Origin of the sequence: Novosphingobium rhizovicinum, from assembly GCF_040813635.1 — a bacterium.
GTDB classification, from domain to species: domain Bacteria; phylum Pseudomonadota; class Alphaproteobacteria; order Sphingomonadales; family Sphingomonadaceae; genus Novosphingobium; species Novosphingobium rhizovicinum.
Map to the genome: position 1 here is coordinate 13,575 of NZ_JBFNXR010000012.1, position 22,314 is coordinate 35,888.

18 protein-coding genes are annotated in these 22,314 nt (G+C 64.2%); 13 read left to right on the plus strand and 5 right to left on the minus strand.

The window, feature by feature from the left end:
* Positions 1-315: 315 nt before the first annotated feature.
* The 5 genes from ABUH87_RS00330 to ABUH87_RS00350 all read left to right on the plus strand — a co-directional run bounded on the left by ABUH87_RS00330 (position 316) and on the right by ABUH87_RS00350 (position 7,358).
* Complete coding sequence (locus ABUH87_RS00330; protein ID WP_367767753.1) at positions 316-2,904, plus strand: EAL domain-containing protein; 2,589 nt, start codon at positions 316-318, stop codon at positions 2,902-2,904.
* Between the two features lie 31 nt (positions 2,905-2,935).
* Positions 2,936-4,738 carry a translation elongation factor 4 gene (gene lepA, locus ABUH87_RS00335; protein ID WP_367767755.1) on the plus strand — a complete coding sequence of 601 codons (1,803 nt, stop codon included), beginning with the start codon at positions 2,936-2,938 and terminating at the stop codon, positions 4,736-4,738.
* 775 nt (positions 4,739-5,513) lie between these two features.
* Complete coding sequence (locus ABUH87_RS00340; RefSeq protein WP_367767757.1) at positions 5,514-6,620, plus strand: hypothetical protein; 1,107 nt, start codon at positions 5,514-5,516, stop codon at positions 6,618-6,620.
* A 280-nt stretch (positions 6,621-6,900) separates the two neighbouring features.
* Complete coding sequence (gene relB / locus ABUH87_RS00345) at positions 6,901-7,086, plus strand: type II toxin-antitoxin system RelB family antitoxin (protein WP_367767759.1); 186 nt, start codon at positions 6,901-6,903, stop codon at positions 7,084-7,086.
* Complete coding sequence (locus ABUH87_RS00350; RefSeq protein ID WP_367767761.1) at positions 7,083-7,358, plus strand: type II toxin-antitoxin system RelE/ParE family toxin; 276 nt, start codon at positions 7,083-7,085, stop codon at positions 7,356-7,358. The genes relB and ABUH87_RS00350 overlap by 4 nt, the downstream gene beginning before the upstream one ends.
* A gap of 24 nt (positions 7,359-7,382) precedes the next feature.
* Here the strand turns inward: ABUH87_RS00350 and ABUH87_RS00355 are convergent, their stop codons facing one another.
* On the minus strand, positions 7,383-8,177 hold the full coding sequence (locus tag ABUH87_RS00355) for a hypothetical protein (RefSeq protein ID WP_367767763.1): 795 nt from the start codon (positions 8,175-8,177) through the stop codon (positions 7,383-7,385).
* Positions 8,178-8,331: 154 nt separating this feature from the next.
* Between ABUH87_RS00355 and ABUH87_RS00360 the strand changes: the two genes are divergently transcribed.
* Positions 8,332-8,721 (plus strand): BlaI/MecI/CopY family transcriptional regulator, encoded by a 390-nt coding sequence (locus ABUH87_RS00360; protein ID WP_367767765.1) that lies wholly within the window; start codon positions 8,332-8,334, stop codon positions 8,719-8,721.
* A complete protein-coding gene (locus ABUH87_RS00365; RefSeq protein WP_367767767.1) occupies positions 8,718-10,568 on the plus strand; it encodes a M56 family metallopeptidase in 1,851 nt (616 codons plus the stop codon). The genes ABUH87_RS00360 and ABUH87_RS00365 overlap by 4 nt, the downstream gene beginning before the upstream one ends.
* Before the next feature lie 8 nt (positions 10,569-10,576).
* Here the strand turns inward: ABUH87_RS00365 and ABUH87_RS00370 are convergent, their stop codons facing one another.
* Genes ABUH87_RS00370 through ypfJ form a run of 3 tightly spaced genes read right to left on the minus strand, consistent with a single transcriptional unit; the run spans position 10,577 to position 13,345 of the window.
* Positions 10,577-11,725: an alpha-hydroxy acid oxidase gene (locus tag ABUH87_RS00370; protein WP_367767769.1), complete on the minus strand. Its 1,149-nt coding sequence runs from the start codon at positions 11,723-11,725 to the stop codon at positions 10,577-10,579.
* 55 nt (positions 11,726-11,780) lie between these two features.
* The gene (locus ABUH87_RS00375) at positions 11,781-12,446 is read right to left on the minus strand and encodes a hypothetical protein (RefSeq protein ID WP_367767771.1); all 666 of its coding nucleotides are present in this window, start codon (positions 12,444-12,446) and stop codon (positions 11,781-11,783) included.
* A gap of 35 nt (positions 12,447-12,481) precedes the next feature.
* Positions 12,482-13,345 (minus strand): KPN_02809 family neutral zinc metallopeptidase, encoded by an 864-nt coding sequence (gene ypfJ / locus ABUH87_RS00380; RefSeq protein WP_367767773.1) that lies wholly within the window; start codon positions 13,343-13,345, stop codon positions 12,482-12,484.
* Between the two features lie 261 nt (positions 13,346-13,606).
* Here ypfJ and ABUH87_RS00385 point away from each other — a divergent pair, with 261 nt between their 5' ends.
* The 4 genes from ABUH87_RS00385 (at position 13,607) to ABUH87_RS00400 (ending at position 18,487) form a co-directional block, all read left to right on the plus strand.
* On the plus strand, positions 13,607-15,121 hold the full coding sequence (locus tag ABUH87_RS00385; RefSeq protein WP_367767775.1) for a M28 family peptidase: 1,515 nt from the start codon (positions 13,607-13,609) through the stop codon (positions 15,119-15,121).
* Positions 15,122-15,188: 67 nt separating this feature from the next.
* Positions 15,189-16,649: an IMP dehydrogenase gene (gene guaB, locus ABUH87_RS00390; protein ID WP_367767777.1), complete on the plus strand. Its 1,461-nt coding sequence runs from the start codon at positions 15,189-15,191 to the stop codon at positions 16,647-16,649.
* Between the two features lie 108 nt (positions 16,650-16,757).
* Positions 16,758-17,933 (plus strand): RsmB/NOP family class I SAM-dependent RNA methyltransferase, encoded by a 1,176-nt coding sequence (locus ABUH87_RS00395; protein WP_367767779.1) that lies wholly within the window; start codon positions 16,758-16,760, stop codon positions 17,931-17,933.
* A 50-nt stretch (positions 17,934-17,983) separates the two neighbouring features.
* The gene (locus tag ABUH87_RS00400) at positions 17,984-18,487 is read left to right on the plus strand and encodes a tetratricopeptide repeat protein (protein ID WP_367767784.1); all 504 of its coding nucleotides are present in this window, start codon (positions 17,984-17,986) and stop codon (positions 18,485-18,487) included.
* Positions 18,488-18,510: 23 nt separating this feature from the next.
* Here the strand turns inward: ABUH87_RS00400 and ABUH87_RS00405 are convergent, their stop codons facing one another.
* Positions 18,511-18,993, minus strand: coding sequence for an RNA pyrophosphohydrolase (locus ABUH87_RS00405; RefSeq protein WP_367767792.1), 483 nt, complete (start codon positions 18,991-18,993; stop codon positions 18,511-18,513).
* 267 nt (positions 18,994-19,260) lie between these two features.
* Here ABUH87_RS00405 and ABUH87_RS00410 point away from each other — a divergent pair, with 267 nt between their 5' ends.
* Both ABUH87_RS00410 and ABUH87_RS00415 read left to right on the plus strand, forming a co-directional pair.
* A complete protein-coding gene (locus tag ABUH87_RS00410; protein WP_367767794.1) occupies positions 19,261-21,216 on the plus strand; it encodes a 2-oxoacid:acceptor oxidoreductase subunit alpha in 1,956 nt (651 codons plus the stop codon).
* Between the two features lie 37 nt (positions 21,217-21,253).
* Complete coding sequence (locus ABUH87_RS00415) at positions 21,254-22,303, plus strand: 2-oxoacid:ferredoxin oxidoreductase subunit beta (RefSeq protein ID WP_367767796.1); 1,050 nt, start codon at positions 21,254-21,256, stop codon at positions 22,301-22,303.
* The last annotated feature ends 11 nt before the right edge of the window (positions 22,304-22,314 follow it).

Consider the following 22,314-nt stretch of genomic DNA (forward strand, 5'->3'; position numbering starts at 1 on the left):
CTCCGAGCTTGATGCCCAGCAATCTCGCAAGCAAGCATGGCTATCGGCCTGCAAGCAAGTCGAAAACGCCGTCAATTGCAAAGCCGACCTTTGGCTAAACGTTCCGTAGGTCGCAAACGCACCCTTCGCTTAACGCATTTGCAACAGCCGCGCGCACATGGAACGCTGATGGCGAGTAGTCTTGAAACCCTTTCTTCTCCTGAGCAGCGCGTATCCCTAGGAGCGCGGTCGGAGGATGCTGAAGATGCATCAGCAGGAGACGGTTTCCGGACGCAGGTTACGCGTGGGCATGCCGATCGTAGGCGAGCCTCTCGCATGGTCTCGGCAACGGCTGCTCGTCCATCTGCAGAAGATGCGCAGGCTGAGGTGATACCTGCAGGATGGCGCTTCTTCGCCGGCTGGCTCTCCGCGCTCTTCGCACTGATGGCCGTCGCATCGGCAAGTCTGCCCGATATGGTCGCGGGCGCCATGGCATGCGTGGCGGTGATGGTCTGCCTCGCCTCCACGAAGCTCTTACCGTTTGCAGTTCGACGCGAGGTGGGCGAGTGGCGGCACTACCCGGTCATTGTCGCGACGATCGGGCTTCCTCTGGCTCTGTTCGGGTTCTCCGCAGCGCGCTGGGCAGAGGCGCTGTCGGGACCCAGTTGGGCCCAAGTCGTGGCCAGCTGCGGGATCCTGTCCATGCTTGCTGCCGTCGTACTCACAAGCCGTTTGCTCTCCATGCTGACCGCGTTGGCTGCAGTCTGGATCGGGCCAGCGTTTTACAGCAACAGTCTGCAAGCACAGTCGCTGTGGGGCGTCGGCATGCTGCTCGGTGTTCTCATCGCTTATCGCGAGGTCGGTAACGCCAGGCTTCGCGCTGAAGCACGCCTGTCTCGCGAGCAGGAGCAACATCGCGCTGAAGAGATGCTCGCGGAGTATGAAGAAACGGGGCAGGGCTGGTTCTGGGAGACTGACCGGCGTGGCCAGATCACGTACATATCTCGCCGGATAGCCGAACTCGTCGGCAAGACCCAGGCCGGTCTGGAGGGGCGACCCTTTACAGACCTGTTCGAACTGAACACGCGCGAGCAGGAGAGCGAGCGCACGCTTGTTTTCCACCTTTCAACGCGTTCCTCGTTCCAGGACCTTCAGGTCCGGGCCGCAACAGATGAGGAGGAGGAGCGCTGGTGGTCGATCACAGGCCGTCCGGTGCTGGATCAGTTCAACAACTTCCTCGGCTTTCGCGGGTCCGGGACGGATCTTACTGAGACGCGCAAGTCACAGCGCCACGTCGTTGAACTGGCGCGGTTCGATTCGCTGACAAAGTTGGCCAACCGGTTCCAGATGTCCGAGTGGCTCGAGAAGATACTTAGCGCACCGCGCGTCGAAAATCGTGCTTGTGCCGTGTTCCTGCTGGATCTTGACCGCTTTAAGCAGGTGAATGACACGATGGGGCATCCTGCTGGAGACGCGCTCTTGCGTCAGGTCGCGGACCGCCTCCGCAGCACGGTCGGCAATGCAGGAAGGGTGGGGCGTCTCGGTGGCGACGAGTTTCAGGTGGTCCTACCTGGCCATCAGTCGCGAGAGGAACTGGCTCAGCTTGCTTGTCGTATCATAGAAAGCTTGTCGCAACCCTATTCTATCGAGGGAAGCCGCGTCACCATCGGGGCCTCGGCCGGCATTGCGCTTGCACCAGACGATGGTTGCACGTCGGAAGCATTGATCCGCAATGCCGATCTTGCGCTTTACGCGGCGAAGGATGGTGGGCGCGGACGCCACCACTTCTATGCGAAGGATCTTCACAGCGACGCACAGGAACGTCAGCAACTCGAGCACGATCTGCGCGACGCGATCGCCCATGGCAACTTGGAACTGCACTATCAGCCGCAGGTTCGCCTCAGTACAGAGCAGATCACTGGCTTCGAGGCGCTCTTGCGCTGGAAGCATCCTCGCCTGGGATACCTATCACCTGCTAAGTTCATCCCGGTCGCGGAAGACGCGGGGCTGATCCCACAGATCGGCGAATGGGCTATGCGCACGGCCTGCCATGCCTTGGCACAATGGCCGGAGGAAGTCCGTGTCGCCGTCAATGTTTCCCCTCTGCAATTCGCCAATCCCGCACTGCCTGCTATCGTTACCAGCGCCATCGCGGCCTCTGGCATCAGGGCGGATCGTCTGGAGCTTGAGATCACCGAGAGTGTGTTCCTAGGCGACGACAAAAGCACTGAGAACACGTTCGCGGCCCTCAAGCGGGTGGGTGTCCGCCTCGCACTTGATGACTTCGGGACGGGGTACTCATCTCTCGGCTATTTGAAGAGCGCACCTTTCGACAAGATCAAGATCGATCAGGGCTTCGTGCGCGGAGCAACAATTTCGGGCAGCCGTAATGGCGCGATCATCGCTTCCATTGTCAGCCTGGCGGAAGCGCTCGGCATGGAAACCACAGCCGAGGGCGTTGAAACCTTTGACGAGCTGGACCTCGTCAGGACGCTCGGCTGCAGCCATGTCCAAGGATACATCTACGAAACCCCGCTTACCGAGGCTGCTGCGTCCGCCAGGTTGCAGGAGGGCATCTCTGCGATCGCGCGGGGACCCAAGTCAGCACGCGCTCCTCGGCAGACGATGTTTCGGAGGGTGGTGCTGGAGTACGACGGCCAGGACTATGACGGCACCATCCGCAACATCTCCTATACCGGCGCGATGGTCGAAGGTCTCTGGAACGTCCCGCAGGGCACTGTGTTCGCGTTACAGCTGTCCGAGGGACTCCTGGTCCAGGCGACGTGCCGCTGGTGTAACGAAGACCGGATGGGCGTGGAATTTGCGCAGCCGCTGCCTCTTGATGAGAACGGCGCTGTGTCTTTCTCGCCGCCGCGCCCGGTGCGGGACAAGCTTGAGCAAGCTGTATTGCGCAAGGCAGGCTGACAGTTCATCGACTCGCTGCTAACGGGCCGGGATGACCGATCTCGCTCTTATTCGTAACTTCTCGATCATTGCCCACATCGACCATGGCAAGTCGACGCTGGCTGACCGGCTGATCCAGCGCACCGGCGGCCTCACCGAGCGTGAGATGTCGGCGCAAGTCCTTGATAACATGGACATCGAGAAAGAGCGCGGGATCACCATTAAGGCGCAGACGGTGCGCCTGAACTACACCGCCAAGGATGGTCTCACGTACGAGCTCAACCTCATGGACACGCCGGGCCATGTCGACTTCGCCTACGAGGTCAGCCGCAGCCTCGCCGCGTGCGAGGGCGCGCTGCTGGTGGTCGATGCCGCGCAAGGGGTCGAGGCGCAGACGCTCGCCAACGTCTACCAGTCGATCGAGCACGACCACGAGATCGTCCCCGTCATCAACAAGATCGACCTCCCCGCCGCCGAGCCCGAGAAAGTCCGCACCGAGATCGAGGACATCATCGGCATCGACGCGTCGGACGCGGTCATGGCCAGCGCCAAGTCCGGCATCGGCATCGACGAAGTGCTGGAAGCCATCGTCACCAAGATCCCGCCCCCCAAGGGCGAGCGCGACCAGCCGCTCAAAGCCATGCTCGTCGATAGCTGGTACGACCCGTACCTGGGCGTCGTCATCCTGGTGCGCGTGATCGACGGCGTCATCAAGAAGGGCCTGCAAGTCAAGTTCATGCAAGGGGGAACCGAGCACCTGATCGACCGCGTCGGCGCCTTCACCCCCAAGCGCGTCGACTTGCCCGAACTCGGCCCCGGCGAGATCGGCTTCATCACCGCGCAGATCAAGGAAGTGGAGCAGGCCAAGGTCGGCGACACCGTCACCACCGTGAAAAACGGCGCGACGCAGGCGCTCCCCGGCTACAAGGAAGTGCAGCCGGTGGTGTTCTGCGGCTTGTTCCCGGTCGACGCCAACGACTTCGAGAAGCTGCGCGAATCGATCGGCAAGCTGCGCCTCAACGACGCCAGCTTCAGCTTCGAGATGGAATCGAGCGCCGCGCTCGGCTTCGGCTTCCGCTGCGGGTTCCTCGGCCTCCTCCACCTGGAGATCATTCAGGAACGCCTCAGCCGCGAGTACGACCTCGACCTCATCACGACAGCGCCCAGCGTCGTCTATCGCCTCTCCATGACCGACGGCACGATCAAGGAACTGCACAACCCCGCCGACATGCCCGACCCGGTCAAGATCGCCGAGATGGAAGAACCCTGGATCAAGGCGACGATCTACACGCCCGACGAGTACCTCGGCTCGATCCTCAAGCTGTGCCAGGACCGCCGCGGCATCCAGATCGACCTCACCTACATCGGCGGCCGCGCCCAGGTGACCTACGAGCTGCCGCTGAACGAAGTGGTGTTCGACTTCTACGACCGCCTGAAATCGATCAGCCGCGGCTACGCCAGCTTCGACTACGAGCAGATCGGCCTGCGCGAGGGCGACCTCGTGATGATGAACATCCTCGTCAACAACGAGCCGGTCGACGCGCTCTCCATGATCGTCCACCGCAGCCAGGCCGAAGCCCGCGGCCGCGGCCTCGTCGAGCGGCTGAAGGAGCTGATCCCCCGGCACATGTTCAAGGTGCCCATTCAGGCGGCCATCGGCGCCAAGGTGATCGCCCGCGAGACGATCAGCGCCATGCGCAAGGACGTCACCGCCAAGTGCTACGGCGGCGACATCAGCCGCAAGAAGAAGCTGCTCGACAAGCAGAAGGAAGGCAAGAAGCGGATGCGGGAGTATGGTAACGTCTCGATCCCGCAAGAGGCGTTCATTGCGGCGCTGCGGATGGGTGAGGAATAGGAGACCGCAGGCGCCTAAGCGACGTTCTGCAAGAACGGTAGCTTAGAAGCCGGTGCGCGAAAGCGCAGCGGTCGACCCGNNCGGCCGGCCTCGCCACAGGCGAGGTTCGACGTCATGGCGCCAGCCATGAGGGCGGAAGGCCGCTGGCGCGACGGTGAAGAAAAGAGAAGATGCGAGGGCCATCATCCTCGCGCTCCCAGCGCTGTTTACCTCCCCTTTTGACGAGAGCGGTGCGCCAGAGGCGTAAGCTGACGTTCGAAAAAAGTGGTCTCTCAAGCTGCTGAGCTGGGATTAGGCTGGATTGGCAGCGTCAAGCGCAGCTTAGAAACCGTTTTCTGGCTGTTGAGATTAGAAGCGCCGCGCTCATCGGGCGACAGTTTCCTACAACGCTGGCTCACAAGAGCTCAGGTAAGCGGCTTAAAACTCTCTTCAGTGCAGCCTTCGCTTACGCCTGAAGTGGAAGGCCTCTGCGCTGCGCCGAGGCTGCAGCGGGAACTTACCGCTCCATCGCATGGGGACGCTCGCAGCACCGCTCAGTAGGTAGCGTTACAGTGTTCCAGCCGACTCCACTCGATCTCTGACCGCCAGTATTCCAATGCGGTGCACTCCGTCACCGGTCGATCCGCTTCCAGTAGATATCCTTGATATGGTCCGCTCGTACTGGATGCCCTTGAGCTCCTAGAACACCTTGAGCAACTTAATGTCCTTGATATCCTTGATAGGGTCAAAACAACCTGTTATGAGCTTAATCAGCTAGAGTCGGATAGGTGCGTCCATGTCGAGCGAGAGTGAAGCTACAAAGCAGTTGCGCGGCAAAGGCCGGGGTAGCAGCTTCAGTGTGCTCGACCGCGCCGTTTGGAGCCGCCTCTGGGAAGTGCCTGCTACTAACCGCTTGAACCTTGTCAGCGCATTTATCGTTCTTCTAGCGGGAACGGGCGCGGACCATCGGCTCACTAAATGGTCGGCTAAGGCGTGCGAAGACTATGTAGGTATGGGGAAGCCTAGGGCTCAGCTTGCAATTGGCGAGTTGATCGATGCGGGGCTGATCGAGCGCACAGAAGGGTCTACAAGACTGCGTCCGCAGTATCTGTTGAAGCATCTTCCTGATGATGCCGACCCGATCTTTTTACCCAACCAACTCGTGACAGGGCTGAGCGGCGAAACTCCAGTGCTTAGGCGTGTGCGTGAAACTGGTGATCCGCTTCTGTTGCGCATGCTTATCGACATGTACGGCCTTATTCAGCTGGATGCTACTTTCAGCCTGCCTCTTTCCCAGCTTCGTGAGGCTCCTCGAGAACCTAGCCGGAAAGTTGCGGAGCTAGGTGCAAATGCGGTTTGGGCCCTTCCTTCCGACCACTCAATGAAGGCCAAAGGTGATTGGGTCCGGCCTCACTACAATGAAGGGCCTACTGCAGAGGCTAGTTGGGCGAATTTCTGGGACCGTGTTAGTCTCCTAAAGAAGATCGGAGCATTGATATTCGAGCCGTGGGTGTTTGACGGTGATGGTGAAGATGCAGAACCCATGTTTCCTATCAATGTTGTGTCTTTCTATGCTCCGAATTACCACCCTGACGAAGAGGCTGAACTAACAAGTGCTATAATTGAGGTTTCTGAGATAATGCTTTCGGAGCAGGCATATGCTCTTGAGCGTTACTCTGAGTGCTTGCTTCTCCCTTTACCTCTGCACCACCGCTCGCCTGCCATTCAGGGCGTGGCCAAGATGCGAGTTGAGGCCGATACGCCTGGGCGGCGGATGACTTTCGCGCAACGTAAGAAAAGGCTGAGGCAGTACGCGCAAGCAATCGAGAAGCTGAAGGCGACGGTTGTAGAGGGAGCTTTCGACGCTCCACTTCGGCTCTCGTTTGGTGAGGAGGCGGCGTAGCTCGTAGCGACCATGACGGTGACGATGGACCCTTTCGCCTTGATGGGCATTGCCGCAGTTCTAACAGCCTTCAGCCACGTGATTTGGGCGTTCCGCCGCGATCCAAAGGGGCCAACCGGCTTGACGAGGCTGTTGCCTTCTCGGCGCGAAAAGGATGTGCAAGAGGTGATTTCGCGAGAGTCTCGGGACGGGAGTTAGGGGCAGGAGCGCCGTCGCACACTGCTTATTTGGCCATTGCTCGGGGCTTTGCAACTGCCTCTCTGCCTATTACATTCCCTGCATGACCGCCCACTCCCCCATCGTCTCGGAGTTCGCGACCTCGGAAGAGGCCGCAGCCTACGAGGAATGGCTCAAGGCCAAAGTCGCCGCCTCGCTGGCCGACGAACGCCCGCCCGTTGCTCATGACGTGGCCATGGCCGAGGTACAGGCGATCATCGAGGAAGCACGGCAGCGCAAGCGGGCATGATGGCGCTCGTCTGGCGCGAGAGTGCGCGCCAGGATCTCAGGCAGATCTTCTCCTACATCGCCGACCGGGACCTCGCCGCCGCCGAGCGTCTTGCCGCTGCGATCGAGGCTTGCGCCGAGCGTTTGCCGGAGCACCCGTTCCTCTACCGTCCGGGCCGCGTTCCCGGCACGCGCGAGGCGGTGGCCCACCCGAACTACATTCTCGTCTATCGGGTCGGTACAAGTGCCGTGGAGATCGTCAGTCTCGTGCACGCGCGACAACAGTATCCCTGATGCCGGTGGTACGGCAACGCTCCCTTAATCCCCACCCATCTCCCTGATCTGCTCCCGCGCGCTCTCGTCCGGCGGCGGCAGCAGCGGCGTCTCCGGGTCGAAATCCTCCGCGAGGGGATCGAGGCCCAGCGCCTCCAGCGTGGTGCCGGCCTGCTGGGCGCGCTTGGCGGCGCGGAAGGCTTCGTAGTAGCGCAGGGTCTCCTCGCTCATGCCCCTGAGCCAGTCGTGGTGCGCGACGTCGATCCGCTTGGAGAGAAGCGCGTGGATCTGCTCGGGCGAGCGAGTCGCCTGCGCTGCGGCTTGCGCCTCCCACTCCCGCTTCCATTCCGCGCGCCACTCGCGCTTGAGGCGGGCGAGCTGCGAGCGGCTGACGGTGTCCGCGCGCTTGGCTGTTCCGGTCCCGGCGGCGAAGCGCTCGGACGCGCGGTTCCTCAGGACGAACATCAGCAGCCGGTCGTTGTAGACGCGGCGCGTGCCGATGATCTTGCCGTAGGAATAGACGGGCACCTCGATGCCGTGGAGCGCGCGTTCCATCGCGACGTCCTCCAGCCGCTGCACGCCGAGCGCGAGCGCGGCCTCCCACGCCGTGCGGAAGCTGCTGCCCTCGGGGTGGCGGCGCAGGAGGTACGCGCCCTCCGGCGTCATGTTCACCGCGTGGGCGGCGGCCTTGACGCTGCCGGTGTCGGCCAGCGCCTCGATGAAGCCGGCCTGCCGCTCGGGCGTCCAGCCGTCGTGGCGGTTGGTGTGGCGGGGGACGGGGGTGAAGGCGGGCAGGCTCTTCGCATTGCGGCGGCGCGGCGCGCGGGACTTGTCGATCATGCGGGGGCTCCTCGGGTGGACAAGGCGCGGGAGAATGACGCGGGGGTGCGGTGTAGGAAAGATAATTCCCACGATGTTCGTTGGCGGTTCACCTGGCGTTCATGTTTACAGACGTAGTCGATTACGCGTGTAAACGATAACAGTGGAGGAGCCGGTGGCCGCCGAAAGCCCCGAGCAGCCCGAGCGGATCTCGGAAGCCGAGCATGCGGTGATGGAGGCGCTGTGGCAGCGCGCGCCGCTCACCGCTTCCGAAGTGTGCCAGCAGGTCTGCGATGCCAGGGGCTGGAGCCTCGCCACGGTCAAGACGCTGCTCTCGCGCCTCGTCGCCAAGCAGGCGGTTGAGACCGCGCCTGACGGCAAGCGCTTCCTCTACAGCCCCCGGATCGCGCGCCAGGACTATGTCGGCACTGAGAGCCGGCGGCTGGTCGATCGCTTGTTCGGCGGCCGCGCCGCCCCGCTCTTCGCGCACCTGGCAGAGGCCGATGCGCTGACCGAGGAAGACATCGCGGAAATCGAGGCCCTGTTGCAGGAGCTCAAGTCATGATCGCCTGGCTGACCGACACTCTCATCATGACCGGCGCGATCATGGCGCTGATCCTTCTCGTGCGCCGCCCGGTGGGCCGATGGTTCGGACCTGGCGCGGCCTATGCGCTGTGGGCGCTGCCGATGATCCGGCTGTTCCTGCCGCCGCTCGTCCTGCCCGAAAGCCTCGCCGCCACCCGGGCCGCCGAAGCGCTGCTCCCGCCGGCCGAGCCTGCGGTGGAAGTGGTGGCGGTAGAGGCGCTGGCGTCCGCGCCGATGGTGGAGGCTGCGGAACCCGCTTTCGCCTTGCCGCTCGACACGATCCTCATCGCGGTGTGGTTGGGCGGCGCGGCGCTGTTCCTTGCGCACCGGGTGATCGCCTACCGCGTGATGCGCCGCCAGCTCCTGGCAGACGCCCGCAGCGTCGGCCACGCTGGCGACATCCGCATCGTCGAGAGCCGGGCCGTCGCCGCGCCGGTGGCGTTCGGGGTGTTCGACAAAGTGGTGGCGCTGCCCCGCGGCTTCCTTGCCACCGCCGACTCCGACGCGTCCGACTTCGCGATCACCCATGAGCTGGAGCACCACGCCGGCAAGGACCTGCTGGCCAACATGGCGGTCCAGCCGCTGTTCGCGCTGCACTGGTTCAACCCCATCGCCTGGCTCGCCTGGCGCGCGCTGCGCAGCGACCAGGAGGCCGCTTGCGACGCCCGCGTGATGACCGGCTGCACCCGCCGTGAGCGGGAGCGCTACGGCCGCCTGATCGCCTCTTTCGCTGCCGGATCGCAATTTGCGCTGGCAGCACCGATGGCGGGGCCGCTCAAGGGCGACAAGCCGATCATCCACCGGCTCAAGGCGCTGGTGCGCAACGAACAGGCGGAGCGGCACCCGCTGCTCGGTCGCAGCCTGTTCGCAGCCTCGGTTATTGCCGTGCCTCTGACTGCGACGGTCACTTACGCCGCGGATGAAGGGGCGGAGGCGGAACTGCCGCAGATCACGCATGCCGTGCCCGCGGTGCCGCAGCGGCCTGCCGGAGAAGCGCCAGTGCTATCGGTTGCCACGGCAGAGCCCCGGAGCAGCGGCTTCACGCAAGCTTCGCTGGCTGTCACATCGGCTCCGCTGATCACGATCAAGCATGGGCTGGACGAAACGTGTGAGGACGCGGAGAAGACTGCCCACCGCCAGACTATCGTGCACAGTGGCAAACGCTTCCAGGTCCTAACGCCTCACCCCGTCTCCGCGGACGAAATCCACCGCGTGGTGGAGAACGCCCTTGCCCGTGCCGAACGGGTCCAGTTCGCCGCTGAACGAAGCCATGCGGAGGTCGAACGCGCGGAACGGCGCGCTGAGCGTAGCGCCGCGCGCGCTGAGCGCCTGGCCGAACAACAAGCCGAACGGGCCGAACAGCAAGCGGAACGGGCCGAGCGGCTTGCGGAGCGCGAGGCCGAGCGGGCAGAGCGTCTTGCCGAGCAGGAGGCGGAACGGGCGGAACGGCTTGCGGAGCACAGCGCCGCTCTCGCCGAGCGGACGGCCCACCTCGCGATGGCGCAGGCTCCCAGAGTAGAGCAATCCACGTCGGCCGACGGGAAGGTGCAGACCTTGCGTCTTTTTACTCCCGCTTCCGGCAGCCGCCCGGCAATGACCCGCACCATGGTGATCGACGCAAGCTGCCGGGCCGGTCAACAGGCGCGCACTGGCGGCAACGCAGCGTTCACGCGCATCTGTACAGGTGCCCCGGACACTGGTCGCTATGTGGCGACAGCACTGGCGCAGGCTCGTGCTTCCGTGGCCAGCGCGTATATGCCCGCGCAGATCCGAGCTGAGATTCTTTCCGAACTGGACCGCGGTATCGCAGAAGCCCGCGCCGACTGAGCCGGGGGTTAACGCCAGCGCAGTCGCTCGGGGCCGAGCTGATCCACTCGGGTGACGCCCATCAGGCGCATGCCCCGCTCGATCTCGTCCTTGAGCAGTTCGATGGCACGCTCGACGCCGGGCTGGCCCGCCGCCGCCAGGGCATAGAGGTACAGCCGCCCGCCCGAGGCGCAGTCCGCGCCTGCAGACAAAGCCTTGAGGACGTGCGTTCCGCGACGCACGCCGCCGTCGCAGATCACCTCGATCCGCCCATCGACGGCGTCAACGATTTCACGGATCTGGTCGAAGGGCGCGCGGCTGCCGTCCAGTTGGCGCCCGCCATGGTTGGACACCATGATGGCGTCGGCCCCGATCTCGACGGCCCGGCGCGCATCCGCTGCGCTCATCACGCCTTTGAGGCAGAACTTGCCGCCCCACTCCTGACGGATCTGCTCGGCCGTTTGCCAGGTCATCGAGGTGTCCAGCATCGTATTGAAGTAGCCAGCAATGGAAACGGCCTCGCCGCTGCCTGCGCTGACATGGGTGTCGAGATTGGGCAGCGCGAACTTCTCACGGAACAGGTAGTCCAGCGCCCAGCGAGGCTTGATCGCATAGGAGAGGGCCGATGACGGCGTGAAGCGCGGCGGCGAGGTGAAGCCGCTGCGCGCACAGCGCTCTCGCTTTCCAGAAACAATCGTGTCCACGGTCAGCGCGATGGCATCGAACTTGGCCGCCTGGCAGCGCTCGATCATGGAGCGGTTCAGGCCCTTGTCCTTGTGGACGTAGAGCTGAAACATCTTCGGGCTGGAGATCAGCGCTCCGATCTCCTCGATGGACACGGTGGCGAGGCTGGAGATGCCGCACCAGAGGCCGAACTTCTCGGCGGCCTTGGCAACCGCCCGTTCCCCCTGCCAATGGAACACGCGCTGCAGGGCGGTCGGCGAGAGGATGAGGGGGAGGGCACTACGCCGCCCGAGGATGGTGACGGAGGTGTCGATGGCCTCAACGCCCGCCAGCACATCCGGCACCAGATCTGCATCGTCGAACGCTGCTGTGTTGCGCGTCTTCGTGATCTCGTCGTCCGCCGCGCCATCGATGTAGTCAAACACGGGCCAAGGTAGGCGCTGTTTGGCAAGGCGGCGGAAGTCAGCGATGTTGTGGCAGTCGGAAAGGCGCATGCCTGTTCTTACCGCGATGTCGGCGCGAGCCGCAATCGGCTCGCGACCCGGAGGTTTACTTGCGGGTCGGCTGCACCACCGGCTCGGACGTGTAGGTTACGCCGCGTTCCCGAGCAGCAGGGCTGCTCTGCTTGTTGGCGTCCTCCTTCTTCCCGTCGCTGTCGTTTTTGCCGTCCTTCTCCTCTTCCGCCATAAGATCGGCTTCGTACTGTGCCACGATGGCAGGCGTCGCCGGTGAGGCTGGATAGCGGCAGCCGCGAGCGGCGCCCACGCCTTTGAGGAAACCGCGTCGCGCCAGCCCTGCCTGGATCGCGGCCAGCAGTTCCCGCTCCTGCTTGTTGGCGCCGGAGATTTCCCGGATGATGCCGCGGAACGGAATGAACGATCCGATTACCGACTGCGCAATGCGGCCTTCACTGAAGCGGGCGCGCTCTTCCTGCGGCAAGTCGAGGTCGGGGCCGAGAATGGCATTGAATTCTTCCACCGCAGTGATGAGCTGGGAGCACTTGCCCAGGTTCTGCAGGGAGTAGGGCCGTGTCTGCGCCTCGATGAGCAGCGCGGGTATCTCCCTGCGATCGAGATTGAGATCCGTGACAGGTGTCTTGGCGACATCCGCGACGCCCGGCTCGTACTGGGTGATCGGGCGGTCCTGATCCGCCGCGTGCGCGGCCCCCGTGGTGAGAGCCGAAGCGGCCAGTGCCGATAACAGAAGCTTATGCATGATCTTCTCCATTCTTGTGTGCCGCTCGCCAGCCTTCATCGCGTGAGGTCTGCGAAAGTGTCGCAAGCTTCGTCATTGCCTGTTTCCAGACCGCGCCTGAGCCATTCCATGCGCTGCGTGCTGGAGCCATGGGTGAAACTTTCGGGTGTGACCTGCCTGCCGGCACTGCGTTGAAGTGCGTCGTCGCCGATCGCGCTGGCCGCTGTCAGTCCTTCTTCCATATCGCCCGGCTCGATCAGTTCGCGATTGTGTCCTGCCCAGACGCCGGCGTAGCAATCCGCCTGAAGCTCCATGCGAACCTGAAGTGCATTCGCTTGAGAAGGGTTCTGCTGCTGCGCGCTACGCACTTGGCCAGCCAGGCCGGTCAGGTGTTGCACATGATGCCCGTACTCGTGCGCCATCACATAGTAACGTGCGAAGTCGCCTTGCGCACCAAGACCTTGCGCCAGTTCCTCGTAGAAGCTGGTGTCGATGTAGATGCCTTGGTCCGCCGGGCAGTAGAAGGGACCCATCGCGCTCTGGGCCGCGCCGCAGCCGGAACGGGTCCCGCCCTGATAGAAGTTCAGCGTGGGCTGTTCGAACGGGATGTTCGCCTGCCGGAACAGAGGCTCCCAGGTCTGGTTCAGCGAGCTCAGGGCGTTGCAGGATTCGGTCGCGTAGGCGTTGCGCGTGCAGATCGTTTGCGTGTCTGTACTCGTCGACTGCGTCTGCACGGGCGGTCCTTGCTGCGCGCCTTCGATCGCGCCGAGCATCTGGGCGGGGTCTACTCCGAAGATCAGGGCGCCGATCAGGACGATGACCAGGGTCCCGCAGCCGATCTTGCCACCTCCACCGCCGGGGAAGCCTGAGCCGCCCTCGCTAACGCGGATGTTGCCGGGATCGAAAGGGTTGAGTCTCACTGCTTCGTTGTTCCTGCTCAGTCGCGACCGTGTCTGCCTTCTACTGGATGCAGGTATCAGGCTGCGCCGATAGCCTCCGACGGAGGCTTCCCGCATGCCGATGAGAATGGCCGTGCCGCTTCTTTGTTCCGCCTTGTTCTGCGTTCGGGCGGGAACGAAGTGCGACATTCTGCCCACAGTCGTACTTTATTTCTTCTCCGGACCTTGATTCGCCTCTCCTCGGACACCTAGTCGCAAGTTGATCGTTCTAAGCTGGACTGCATGAAAAGGGGCACTGCTATACCTGCCGTTCGGGCCGCGCTTGCGGGCGCGATGCTGGCGATTGCCCTCCCGGCGATCGCGGCACCAGCTTCGCGCGCCGATCGCGAGCTGGAAGAGCGCATGCGCGCTCACATCCAGGTGCTCGCCAGCGATGAGTTCCAGGGGCGTGAGCCGGGCACCGAGGGCGAGGCGAAGACGCTGCGCTACCTGGGGCGCCAATGGTTCGATATCGGGCTTGTCTCAGGCACTAACGATCCGGGCAATCCATGGTTCGCTCCTGTCACGCTCACCGCGCGGGAGCCGGCGGCCGACAGCGCGCATTTCTTCAGGAGGGGGCGGCCGGTCGTCATACCGCAGGATGAGGTTCTCGTTCTCACCTCGGGCAAGCGCAGCCTGCTGCGGCAGGCGCCGTTGCTGTTCGTGGGCAAAGGGGAAGGGCACGAGTTTACCCGTAACGAACTGGCTGGCCGAGTCGCCGTCTTGCTGGATGGCGAGCATGTCGAAGGGGGCGGGAGCCAGGGGAGCGAGCGGCAGAACAAGCTTCTGGCGCAGGGGGCCTCGGCTGTACTCACCGTTCTGGATGGAGAGCGCACGCTCGAACAGGTCAGTGCCCGGCGCGAGCGGACGGGATACGCGCTGGCAAGCGATTCGCTGGGCGGTGACCTCGAAGCCTTCATCACGCGTGATGTCATGGCGCTGCTGCTGAAAGGGACAGGCAAGACGCTCGAAGGTCTCTCTGCAGCTGCCAAGGAGCCGGATTTCGTTCCTGTACCGCTCAATCTTTCGGTGACGCTTGAGGCGACCACCAGAGAGACCACGATCCGCACGCACAATCTGATCGGCAAGCTGCCCGGCCGCCGTCCGGAAGCAGGCGCGGTGCTGCTGCTGGCCCATTGGGACCACTTCGGTGTCTGCGGCTCGCCTCCGGCCGAGGATCTGGTCTGCAACGGCGCGATCGACAATGCGAGCGGCGTGGCCGCTCTGACGGAACTGGCGCGGCGGCTGGCGCGCGGGCCGGAGCTGGACCGTGACGTCTACTTCCTCGCGACCACGGCTGAGGAGCTGGGCCTCTGGGGCGCGCATGCCTTTGCGGAGAATCCGCCACTCCCTCTGAGCCAGATCGTTGCCGCCTTCAATATCGACAGCATCGCCGTTGCCCCGCGCGGGACGCCGCTGGCAATCGTCGGACGCGGGATGACCGATCTCGATGCGCAGATCGAGCAGGTTGCCCGCGCAGAGCGGATGAAAGTGGTCGCGGGCGACGAGGCGAACGAGTTCGTGAAGCGGCAGGACGGCTGGGCGCTTTTGCAGCACGACATCCCCGCCGTGATGGTCACGACTGCCTACGGGCAGATCGACCGCATGCGCGGCTTTTTCGACGGCCACTATCATCGGCCCAGCGACGACCTTTCGCAGCCGCTGGAGCTGGGCGGGGCACTGGACGATGTGCGCATGCTGACGGCGCTTACGCGCTGGTTTGCAGATATTCGCCGCGTTCCTGCGACAACGAAATGATGCCCTAGCCCTGACCGCCCGGCTTGTTTACATGGGCCGCCACGAATCCGGTCGGAGAATGGCACATATGGAAATTTCGCTCGGGCTTACTTTTGACGATGTCCTGCTGCGCCCGGCGAAGTCCGACATCGTGCCCACACAAGCCGACACCCGCACGCGCCTGACGCGTGAGATCGGGCTGAACATCCCGGTCATCTCTTCCGCGATGGATACCGTCACCGAAGGCGACATGGCCATCGTCATGGCGCAGATGGGGGGCATCGGCGTGCTCCATCGTAACCTCACCATCGAGGAGCAGTGCGCTGCGGTGCGCACCGTGAAGCGGTTTGAGAGCGGCATGGTGGTGAACCCCATCACCATCTCGCCCAACGCCACGCTCGGCGATGCGCAGGCGCTGATGAGCCAGCACCGCATCAGCGGCATCCCCGTGGTCGAGCAGCCCGGCGGCAAGCTGGTGGGCATCCTGACCAACCGTGACGTGCGGTTCGCAGACAATCCGCTGCAGCCCGTCTCGGAGCTGATGACGCGCGAGAATCTCGCGACGGTCGGCCTTGGTGTCACCCAGGACGAGGCGCGCCGCCTGCTGCACCAGCGCCGGATCGAGAAGCTTTTGGTGGTCGACGATGCGTTCCGCTGCATCGGCCTGATCACCGTGAAAGACATCGAAAAGGCCGTCATGTACCCCAGCGCCACCAAGGACGCGGCCGGGCGCCTGCGCGTCGCTGCTGCGACGACGGTGGGCGACAAGGGCTTCGCGCGGACAGAGGCGCTGCTTGCGGCGGAGTGCGACGTCATTGTGATCGACACCGCGCACGGCCACAACGCCGACGTGGCGCGCGCGGTCGAGCGGGTGAAGAAGCTCTCGAACTCGGCGCAGGTGATTGCGGGCAACGTCGCCACGGCGGAAGCTGCGCGCGCTCTGATCGACGCGGGCGCGGATGCGGTAAAGGTGGGCATCGGCCCCGGCTCCATCTGCACCACCCGCATCGTTGCCGGTGTCGGCGTGCCGCAGCTGACCGCGGTCATGGAGGCGGCTGAAGAGGCTGAGAAGTCGGGCGTGCCGGTCATCGCGGATGGCGGTCTGCGCACCTCCGGCGATGCGGCCAAGGCGCTTGCGGCTGGCGCATCGACGATCATGGTCGGTTCGATGCTCGCTGGCACCGAGGAAGCTCCGGGTGAGACGTTCCTATATCAGGGCCGCGCCTACAAGTCGTATCGCGGCATGGGTTCGGTGGGCGCGATGGGCCGGGGCTCGGCCGACCGCTACTTCCAGGGCGACATCAAGGACCAGATGAAGCTGGTGCCCGAAGGCATCGAGGGTCAGGTTCCCTACAAGGGCCCGGCGCGTGATGTCATCCACCAGCTCGTGGGCGGGGTCAAGGCGGCCATGGGCTACACCGGCTCGGCCACGATTGACGACCTGCGCCACAACAGCCGGTTCATCCGCATCACCAACGCCGGTCTGCGGGAAAGCCACGTCCATGACGTCACCATCACGCGCGAGGCTCCGAATTACCCGACTCGCTGACAGTCCTCGTTTGGACGGGGAGCCGCTGGGGGAGGGCCGAACGGCTGTCCCTTCGTGGCTGTGCAGTTCTGTGCAGGGCGGTTCTGCCTGTCGGGCCGGAGGCGCTGCGTGACTCCTGCGGCACGCGTAGAGGCGGCTATCGAGGTGCTCTATCTCGTAATCGCGGCGGCACGCACCAACGGCGCGCCGGCAGACCGCATCGTTTCCGAGTGGTTCCGGTCGCGCCGCTTCGCCGGTAGCGGAGACCGCCGCGCCGTTCGCGACCTTGTGTTTCGGGCGATCCGTGCATGTGGGGAGATTCCTGCGAGCGGCCGCGCTGCCATGCTTTTGCTGGCGAGCGAGGACGCCGCGCTGACCGCGCTTTTCGACGGATCCCGTCATGGTCCGCAGCCGATCCTTTCCGGTGAGCCGGTCGCCGCCGCAGGCCTCGCGCCGGAGTGGCTGGTCACGGCGCTGGCGCGGAGCGGCATCGAAGGGGCGGAGGCCGCTGCCCTGCTCGAACGGGCGCCGCTCGATGTGCGGGTGAACGGCCTGCGCGCGGGGCGGGCGGACTTGCCGAGCGGGGGTGAGCGCACCCTTGCCGCCAACGGCTGGCGTTATCCGCACGGCACTCGCATCGAGGACACGCCCGCCTGGCGCGAGGGCGTGATCGAAGTGCAGGATACCGGGTCGCAACTCGCATGCGACGCCTTGGCCGCGAAGCCGGGTGAGAGTGTTGTCGACCTCTGCGCGGGAGGCGGCGGCAAGACTCTGGCTCTCGCTGCAGCGATGGAAGGGGCGGGGCGAATCCTTGCCTGCGATGCCGACCGGGGCAGGCTGTCGCGCCTGCAGCCCCGAGCAGAACGTGCCGGGGCCGACGGGATCGAGACGCGCTTGCTCAATCCCGGTGCAGAACTGGAGCAGCTTGCCGACTGGCACGGCCAGGCGGACGCAGTGCTGGTGGATGCGCCCTGTTCGGGCACCGGCACATGGCGGCGCAACCCGGAGGCTCGCTGGCGGCTGACGCCGGCGCAGCTGGATCGCTACGTCTCGCTTCAGGCGCGGCTACTGGATGTGGGTGCGGCGCTCGTGCGTCCGGGCGGGCGGCTGGTCTACGTCACGTGTTCCCTGTTGGACGCTGAAGGGGCGGAGCAGGCCGCTGGGTTTCTTGATCGTAATGCGGGGCGATGGCGGTCAGAGCAGCCCGTGCTGCCGGCTGGCACACAGCGCGGACCGGGCCTGCGGCTTTCGCCATATCGCGATGGAACGGACGGGTTTTTCATCGCGCGTTTTGGTGCGCTATGATAGCTTCGCCTGAAATGACCAAGACGTCGCTCTCGGCCAAGGATTTGTTGATGCGTTATACCCCGGTCGCTCTTGCTCTCTCGCTTGTCGTTGCCGTCAGTTCCAGTGTTCTCCACTCTTCGCCCACTCCGGCGCTTGACCCGCGTGCTGCCGCACTTGTCGCGCAAGGGCGTGAGGAGATGGCGGCTGGGCGGCATGATGCCGCGATCGACGCCTTCGAAGCGGCGCTGACGCTGGAGCCAGGGAGCGCAGAGGTGCTGGTGAATCTGGCCACCGCGACCCGCCGCACGGGATTGCAAGGCCGTGCGATCCACTACTACCGGCAGGCGCTGGAGATCGAACCGCGCAACGTATCTGCCATTGCCGGAGAAGGCGTGGCTCTTGCGGAGAAGGGTGCGACCGAGAAGGCGAACCGCAATCTCGCACGGCTCAAGAGCTTGTGCGGCGGCTGTGCGGAGAGCCAGCAGCTGGCCACTGCCATTGCCCGCGGCCCGACGCCGAAGATGGTCAGTGCGGCTTCGGTCAAGCCCAAGCCCCTCGTTTCGGGAAACTGATGGGGGCCGCTTAGGCGGCTCCTTCAGATCAGCGGTCGGAACTCGTCGAGCACGGACCGGTAGACTCGCTTCTTGAACGGCACGATCAGTTCGGGCAGCAACTCAGGCTCCACCCACTTCCACTGGCAGAACTCTGGCGGCTCGTGCGCATCGAGGTTGATGTCTGCGTCCGTTCCCTCGAAGCGGGCAAGAAACCAGGTCTGGCGCTGGCCGCGATATTTGCCGCCCCATATCCGGCCCATGAGTTCCTCGGGCAGATCGTACAGAACTTCTTCGCGGGTTTGCGCGATCAGCTTTACGTGCTGCTCGGCAACGCCTGTCTCTTCCCATAGCTCACGCAGGGCAGCGGTCTTCAGATCCTCGCCCTTATCGACGCCGCCCTGGGGCATCTGCCACCAGTCGCCTTCCTTGTTGTCGATGCGCTTGCCGACGAAGGTCTTGCCGGAAGAGTTGACAAGCATGACGCCGACGCAGGGGCGATAGGGCAGACGGGTGGGATCGCTCATGGGTGCAGATTTGCTCGACGTGGATGAAGTAGCCAGGAGGCGCGGAGCAGCTGTGGGCGCGCCGTGCGGTAAACGACCATGGCGCAGGTGGCCGGACTTGACCAGTCGCATTTATGGGCCTCTATCGATGGCCTGAGTTTGGCCTGCGATGGTTTTTCTAAATTGCCAGGTGGGTTGATCGGGATCAGGGGCAATCTCACTTAGCATACAGGACGGGGCGCATGGATTGGCAAAGCGCAGGACGCGACCGGGCGACAGAGGAATAACATGGCAATACAATCTGCCGAGAAGGAATCCGCAGCCGTGGCAGGCGCCGCCGCGCCCGAGGCCGTCGTGGTGCGTTTCGCCGGAGACTCCGGTGACGGCATGCAGCTGACTGGCGGGCAGTTCACTCTGTCCACGGCGCTGGCGGGCAACGATCTCGCCACCTTCCCGGATTTCCCTGCAGAGATCCGTGCGCCGCAGGGCACGCTGTTCGGCGTGTCGGCTTTCCAGATCAACTTCGGGTCGAGCGAGATCACCACGGCGGGCGACGCGCCTGACGTGCTGGTGGCGATGAACCCGGCCGCGCTGAAGGTAAACGTGCAGTCGCTCAAGCCCGGCGGCCTGATCATCGCGGACACCGGTGAGTTCAACAAGCGCAACCTCGAAAAGGCGAAGTACGAGGTCAGCCCGCTCGATGACGGCAGCCTTGCCAAGTGGGACCTGCTGGCCTTCGACATCAGTGCAATGACGCTCGAAGCCGTGAAGCCGTTCGGCCTCGGCAACAAGGAAGCTCTGCGCTGCAAGAACATGTGGACGCTGGGCCTCGCGTTGTGGATGTTCGACCGGGACCGCGCGCCGCTGATCGACTGGCTCAACAGCAAGTTCGCCAAGAATCCGGTGCTGGCAGAGGCGAACGTCGCGGCGCTGAACGCTGGCCACGCCTATGGCGAGACGGCGGAACTGGCAGGGCCGCTCAAGAAGCTTCACATCGATCCGGTGCCGTCGGCTCCGGGGCTCTACCGCACGATCACGGGCGCCGAGGCCGTCTCGCTTGGCCTGGTTGCCGGTGCGCAGCTGGCCGACCTGCCGATGTTCTTCGGCGGCTATCCGATCACGCCGGCCTCTGCGATCCTTCACAATCTCGTGAAGATGAAGGAGTTCGGAGTTACCACCTTCCAGGCTGAGGATGAGATCGCTGCGATCTGCGCTGCCATCGGCGCGTCCTATGCCGGGCAGCTGGGGGTGACGTCGTCTTCAGGTCCGGGCATCGCGCTCAAGGGCGAAGCGATGGGTCTTGCGATCATGACCGAGCTGCCGCTCGTCATCGTGAACTCGCAGCGCGGCGGCCCCTCGACCGGGCTTCCCACCAAGACCGAGCAGTCGGACCTCTACCAGGCGGTCTATGGCCGCAATGGCGACGCGCCGATGCCGGTGATCGCAGCCCGTTCGCCTGCCGACGCGTTCGAATGTGCGATCGAGGCTTGCCGCATCGCGACGCAGTTCATGACTCCGGTGATGCTGCTGACGGACGGCTACATCGGCAATGCTTCCGAACCGTGGAAGGTGCCGGACCCGGCCTCGTTCACACCGTTCCCCAAAACCTTCCTGGAGGAAAGCAACAATCCCGAGGGCAAGGTTCTGCCGTTCAAGCGCGACGATCAGGGCGTGCGTCCATGGATCAAGCCGGGAACGCCGGAACTGATGCACCGCATCGGCGGCATCGAGAAGGCGATCGACAGCGGCAACATCGACTATGCGCCCCACACGCACCAGTCGCAGACCGATGCGCGCGCGGCCAAGGTCAATCGCGTTGCCCAGGCCATTCCGGCGCAGGACGTCACTCTGGGTGAGGCCTCGGGCAAGCTGGCGGTGGTTGGCTGGGGCTCGACCTTCGGGCCGATCCACCAGGCGGTGCGCCGCGCCCGCCGCAAGGGGCTCGACGTGCATCATATCCATGTCCGTCACGTCTGGCCGCTTCCTGCAAACCTGGGCGAGCTGCTGGGTGCTTACGAGAACGTGCTGGTGCCCGAGATGAACACCGGTCAGTTCAAGACCGTGCTGCGCGACCAGTACCTGATCGACGCGGTGCCGCTGAACAAGGTCTCCGGCCAGCCCTTTGCCATCGCCGAGATCGAGGAGGCGATCGCAAAGTTCTTCGATCACGTGCCTGATAACGAGGGCGGAGAGGTCTTCGTCAACGAAGGCCAGCTGCCAAGCCCCGAAGCACACAACGACTGATTTCGACTCCCGAGCACGGGATCACGAGGCAAGTACCATGAACGACATGACTCCCATCACCACGACGCTCAAGGACTGGGAAACCGACCAGGAAGTGCGCTGGTGCCCGGGCTGCGGAGACTACGCGATCCTGAAGGCCGTGCAGCGCACGCTGCCCATGATCGGCGCGAACCCGGCGAACACCGTGTTCGTTTCCGGCATCGGTTGCTCCAGCCGCTTCCCGTACTACGTGGAGAGCTACGGCTTCCACACGATCCACGGCCGCGCGCCTGCGTTCGCGACGGGGATCAAGCTTGCCAATCCAGACCTGGACGTCTGGATCGTCACGGGTGACGGCGATGGCATGTCGATCGGCGGCAATCACACGATGCATGTCCTGCGCCGCAACCTGAACTGCCAGATCATGCTGTTCAACAACGAGATCTACGGCCTCACCAAGGGCCAGTTCTCGCCCACGAGCCGCATGGGCACGAACTCGCCGACGACGCCGCTGGGCTCCTACGACCGTCCGGCGAGCCCCTGTGCGTTCGCGCTCGGCGCCGGTGCGCGCTTCATCGCGCGGGCTTTCGACGTATCGAAGGAACTGTCCAACACGCTGATCGCCGCCCACGCTCACAAGGGTGCGGCCTTCATCGAGATCTTCCAGAACTGCATCGTCTACAACAAGGACCGCTTCGACGACTTCACGTCGAAGGGCACCGAGGACATGCAGCTGTGGTGCAAGCACGGTGAGCCGCTGCTGTTCGGCAACGCGAAGACCGGTAGCATCAAGGGCCTTGCCCTCGATCTCGACACGCTGTCGCTCAAGGTCGTCGACGTGATCGACGGTGACTGGCAGACGGCGGGCGTCGTCGTTCACAACGTGAAGAACCGTGGCCTTGCTCACATGCTGGTCGAGATGCCTTACGGCCCATTCCCGATGGCGCTCGGCGTGATCTACGACGATCCCGCTCCCACCTTCGAGGAGTCGGTGGCACTGGAACGCGAGAAGTCGGTTTCGGGCAAGACGGCGGACCTCACCAAGCTGCTCGGCAAGGGGCAGACGTGGACGGTCGAACCGGAGGCCGCGCACGGACTGATGGACTGAGCCGGACCTCT

Coding starts and splice junctions, on each gene's coding strand:
- ABUH87_RS00375 (WP_367767771.1), bottom strand. CDS start 12,446: ATGCATAAGCTTCTGTTATCGGCACTGGCCGCTTCGGCTCTCACCACG.
- ABUH87_RS00410 (WP_367767794.1), top strand. CDS start 19,261: ATGGCAATACAATCTGCCGAGAAGGAATCCGCAGCCGTGGCAGGCGCC.
- lepA (WP_367767755.1), top strand. CDS start 2,936: ATGACCGATCTCGCTCTTATTCGTAACTTCTCGATCATTGCCCACATC.
- ABUH87_RS00365 (WP_367767767.1), top strand. CDS start 8,718: ATGATCGCCTGGCTGACCGACACTCTCATCATGACCGGCGCGATCATG.
- ABUH87_RS00355 (WP_367767763.1), bottom strand. CDS start 8,177: ATGATCGACAAGTCCCGCGCGCCGCGCCGCCGCAATGCGAAGAGCCTG.
- ABUH87_RS00340 (WP_367767757.1), top strand. CDS start 5,514: ATGTCGAGCGAGAGTGAAGCTACAAAGCAGTTGCGCGGCAAAGGCCGG.
- ABUH87_RS00350 (WP_367767761.1), top strand. CDS start 7,083: ATGATGGCGCTCGTCTGGCGCGAGAGTGCGCGCCAGGATCTCAGGCAG.
- ABUH87_RS00400 (WP_367767784.1), top strand. CDS start 17,984: ATGCGTTATACCCCGGTCGCTCTTGCTCTCTCGCTTGTCGTTGCCGTC.
- guaB (WP_367767777.1), top strand. CDS start 15,189: ATGGAAATTTCGCTCGGGCTTACTTTTGACGATGTCCTGCTGCGCCCG.
- relB (WP_367767759.1), top strand. CDS start 6,901: ATGACCGCCCACTCCCCCATCGTCTCGGAGTTCGCGACCTCGGAAGAG.
- ABUH87_RS00370 (WP_367767769.1), bottom strand. CDS start 11,725: ATGCGCCTTTCCGACTGCCACAACATCGCTGACTTCCGCCGCCTTGCC.
- ABUH87_RS00405 (WP_367767792.1), bottom strand. CDS start 18,993: ATGAGCGATCCCACCCGTCTGCCCTATCGCCCCTGCGTCGGCGTCATG.
- ABUH87_RS00415 (WP_367767796.1), top strand. CDS start 21,254: ATGAACGACATGACTCCCATCACCACGACGCTCAAGGACTGGGAAACC.
- ABUH87_RS00385 (WP_367767775.1), top strand. CDS start 13,607: ATGAAAAGGGGCACTGCTATACCTGCCGTTCGGGCCGCGCTTGCGGGC.
- ABUH87_RS00330 (WP_367767753.1), top strand. CDS start 316: ATGGTCTCGGCAACGGCTGCTCGTCCATCTGCAGAAGATGCGCAGGCT.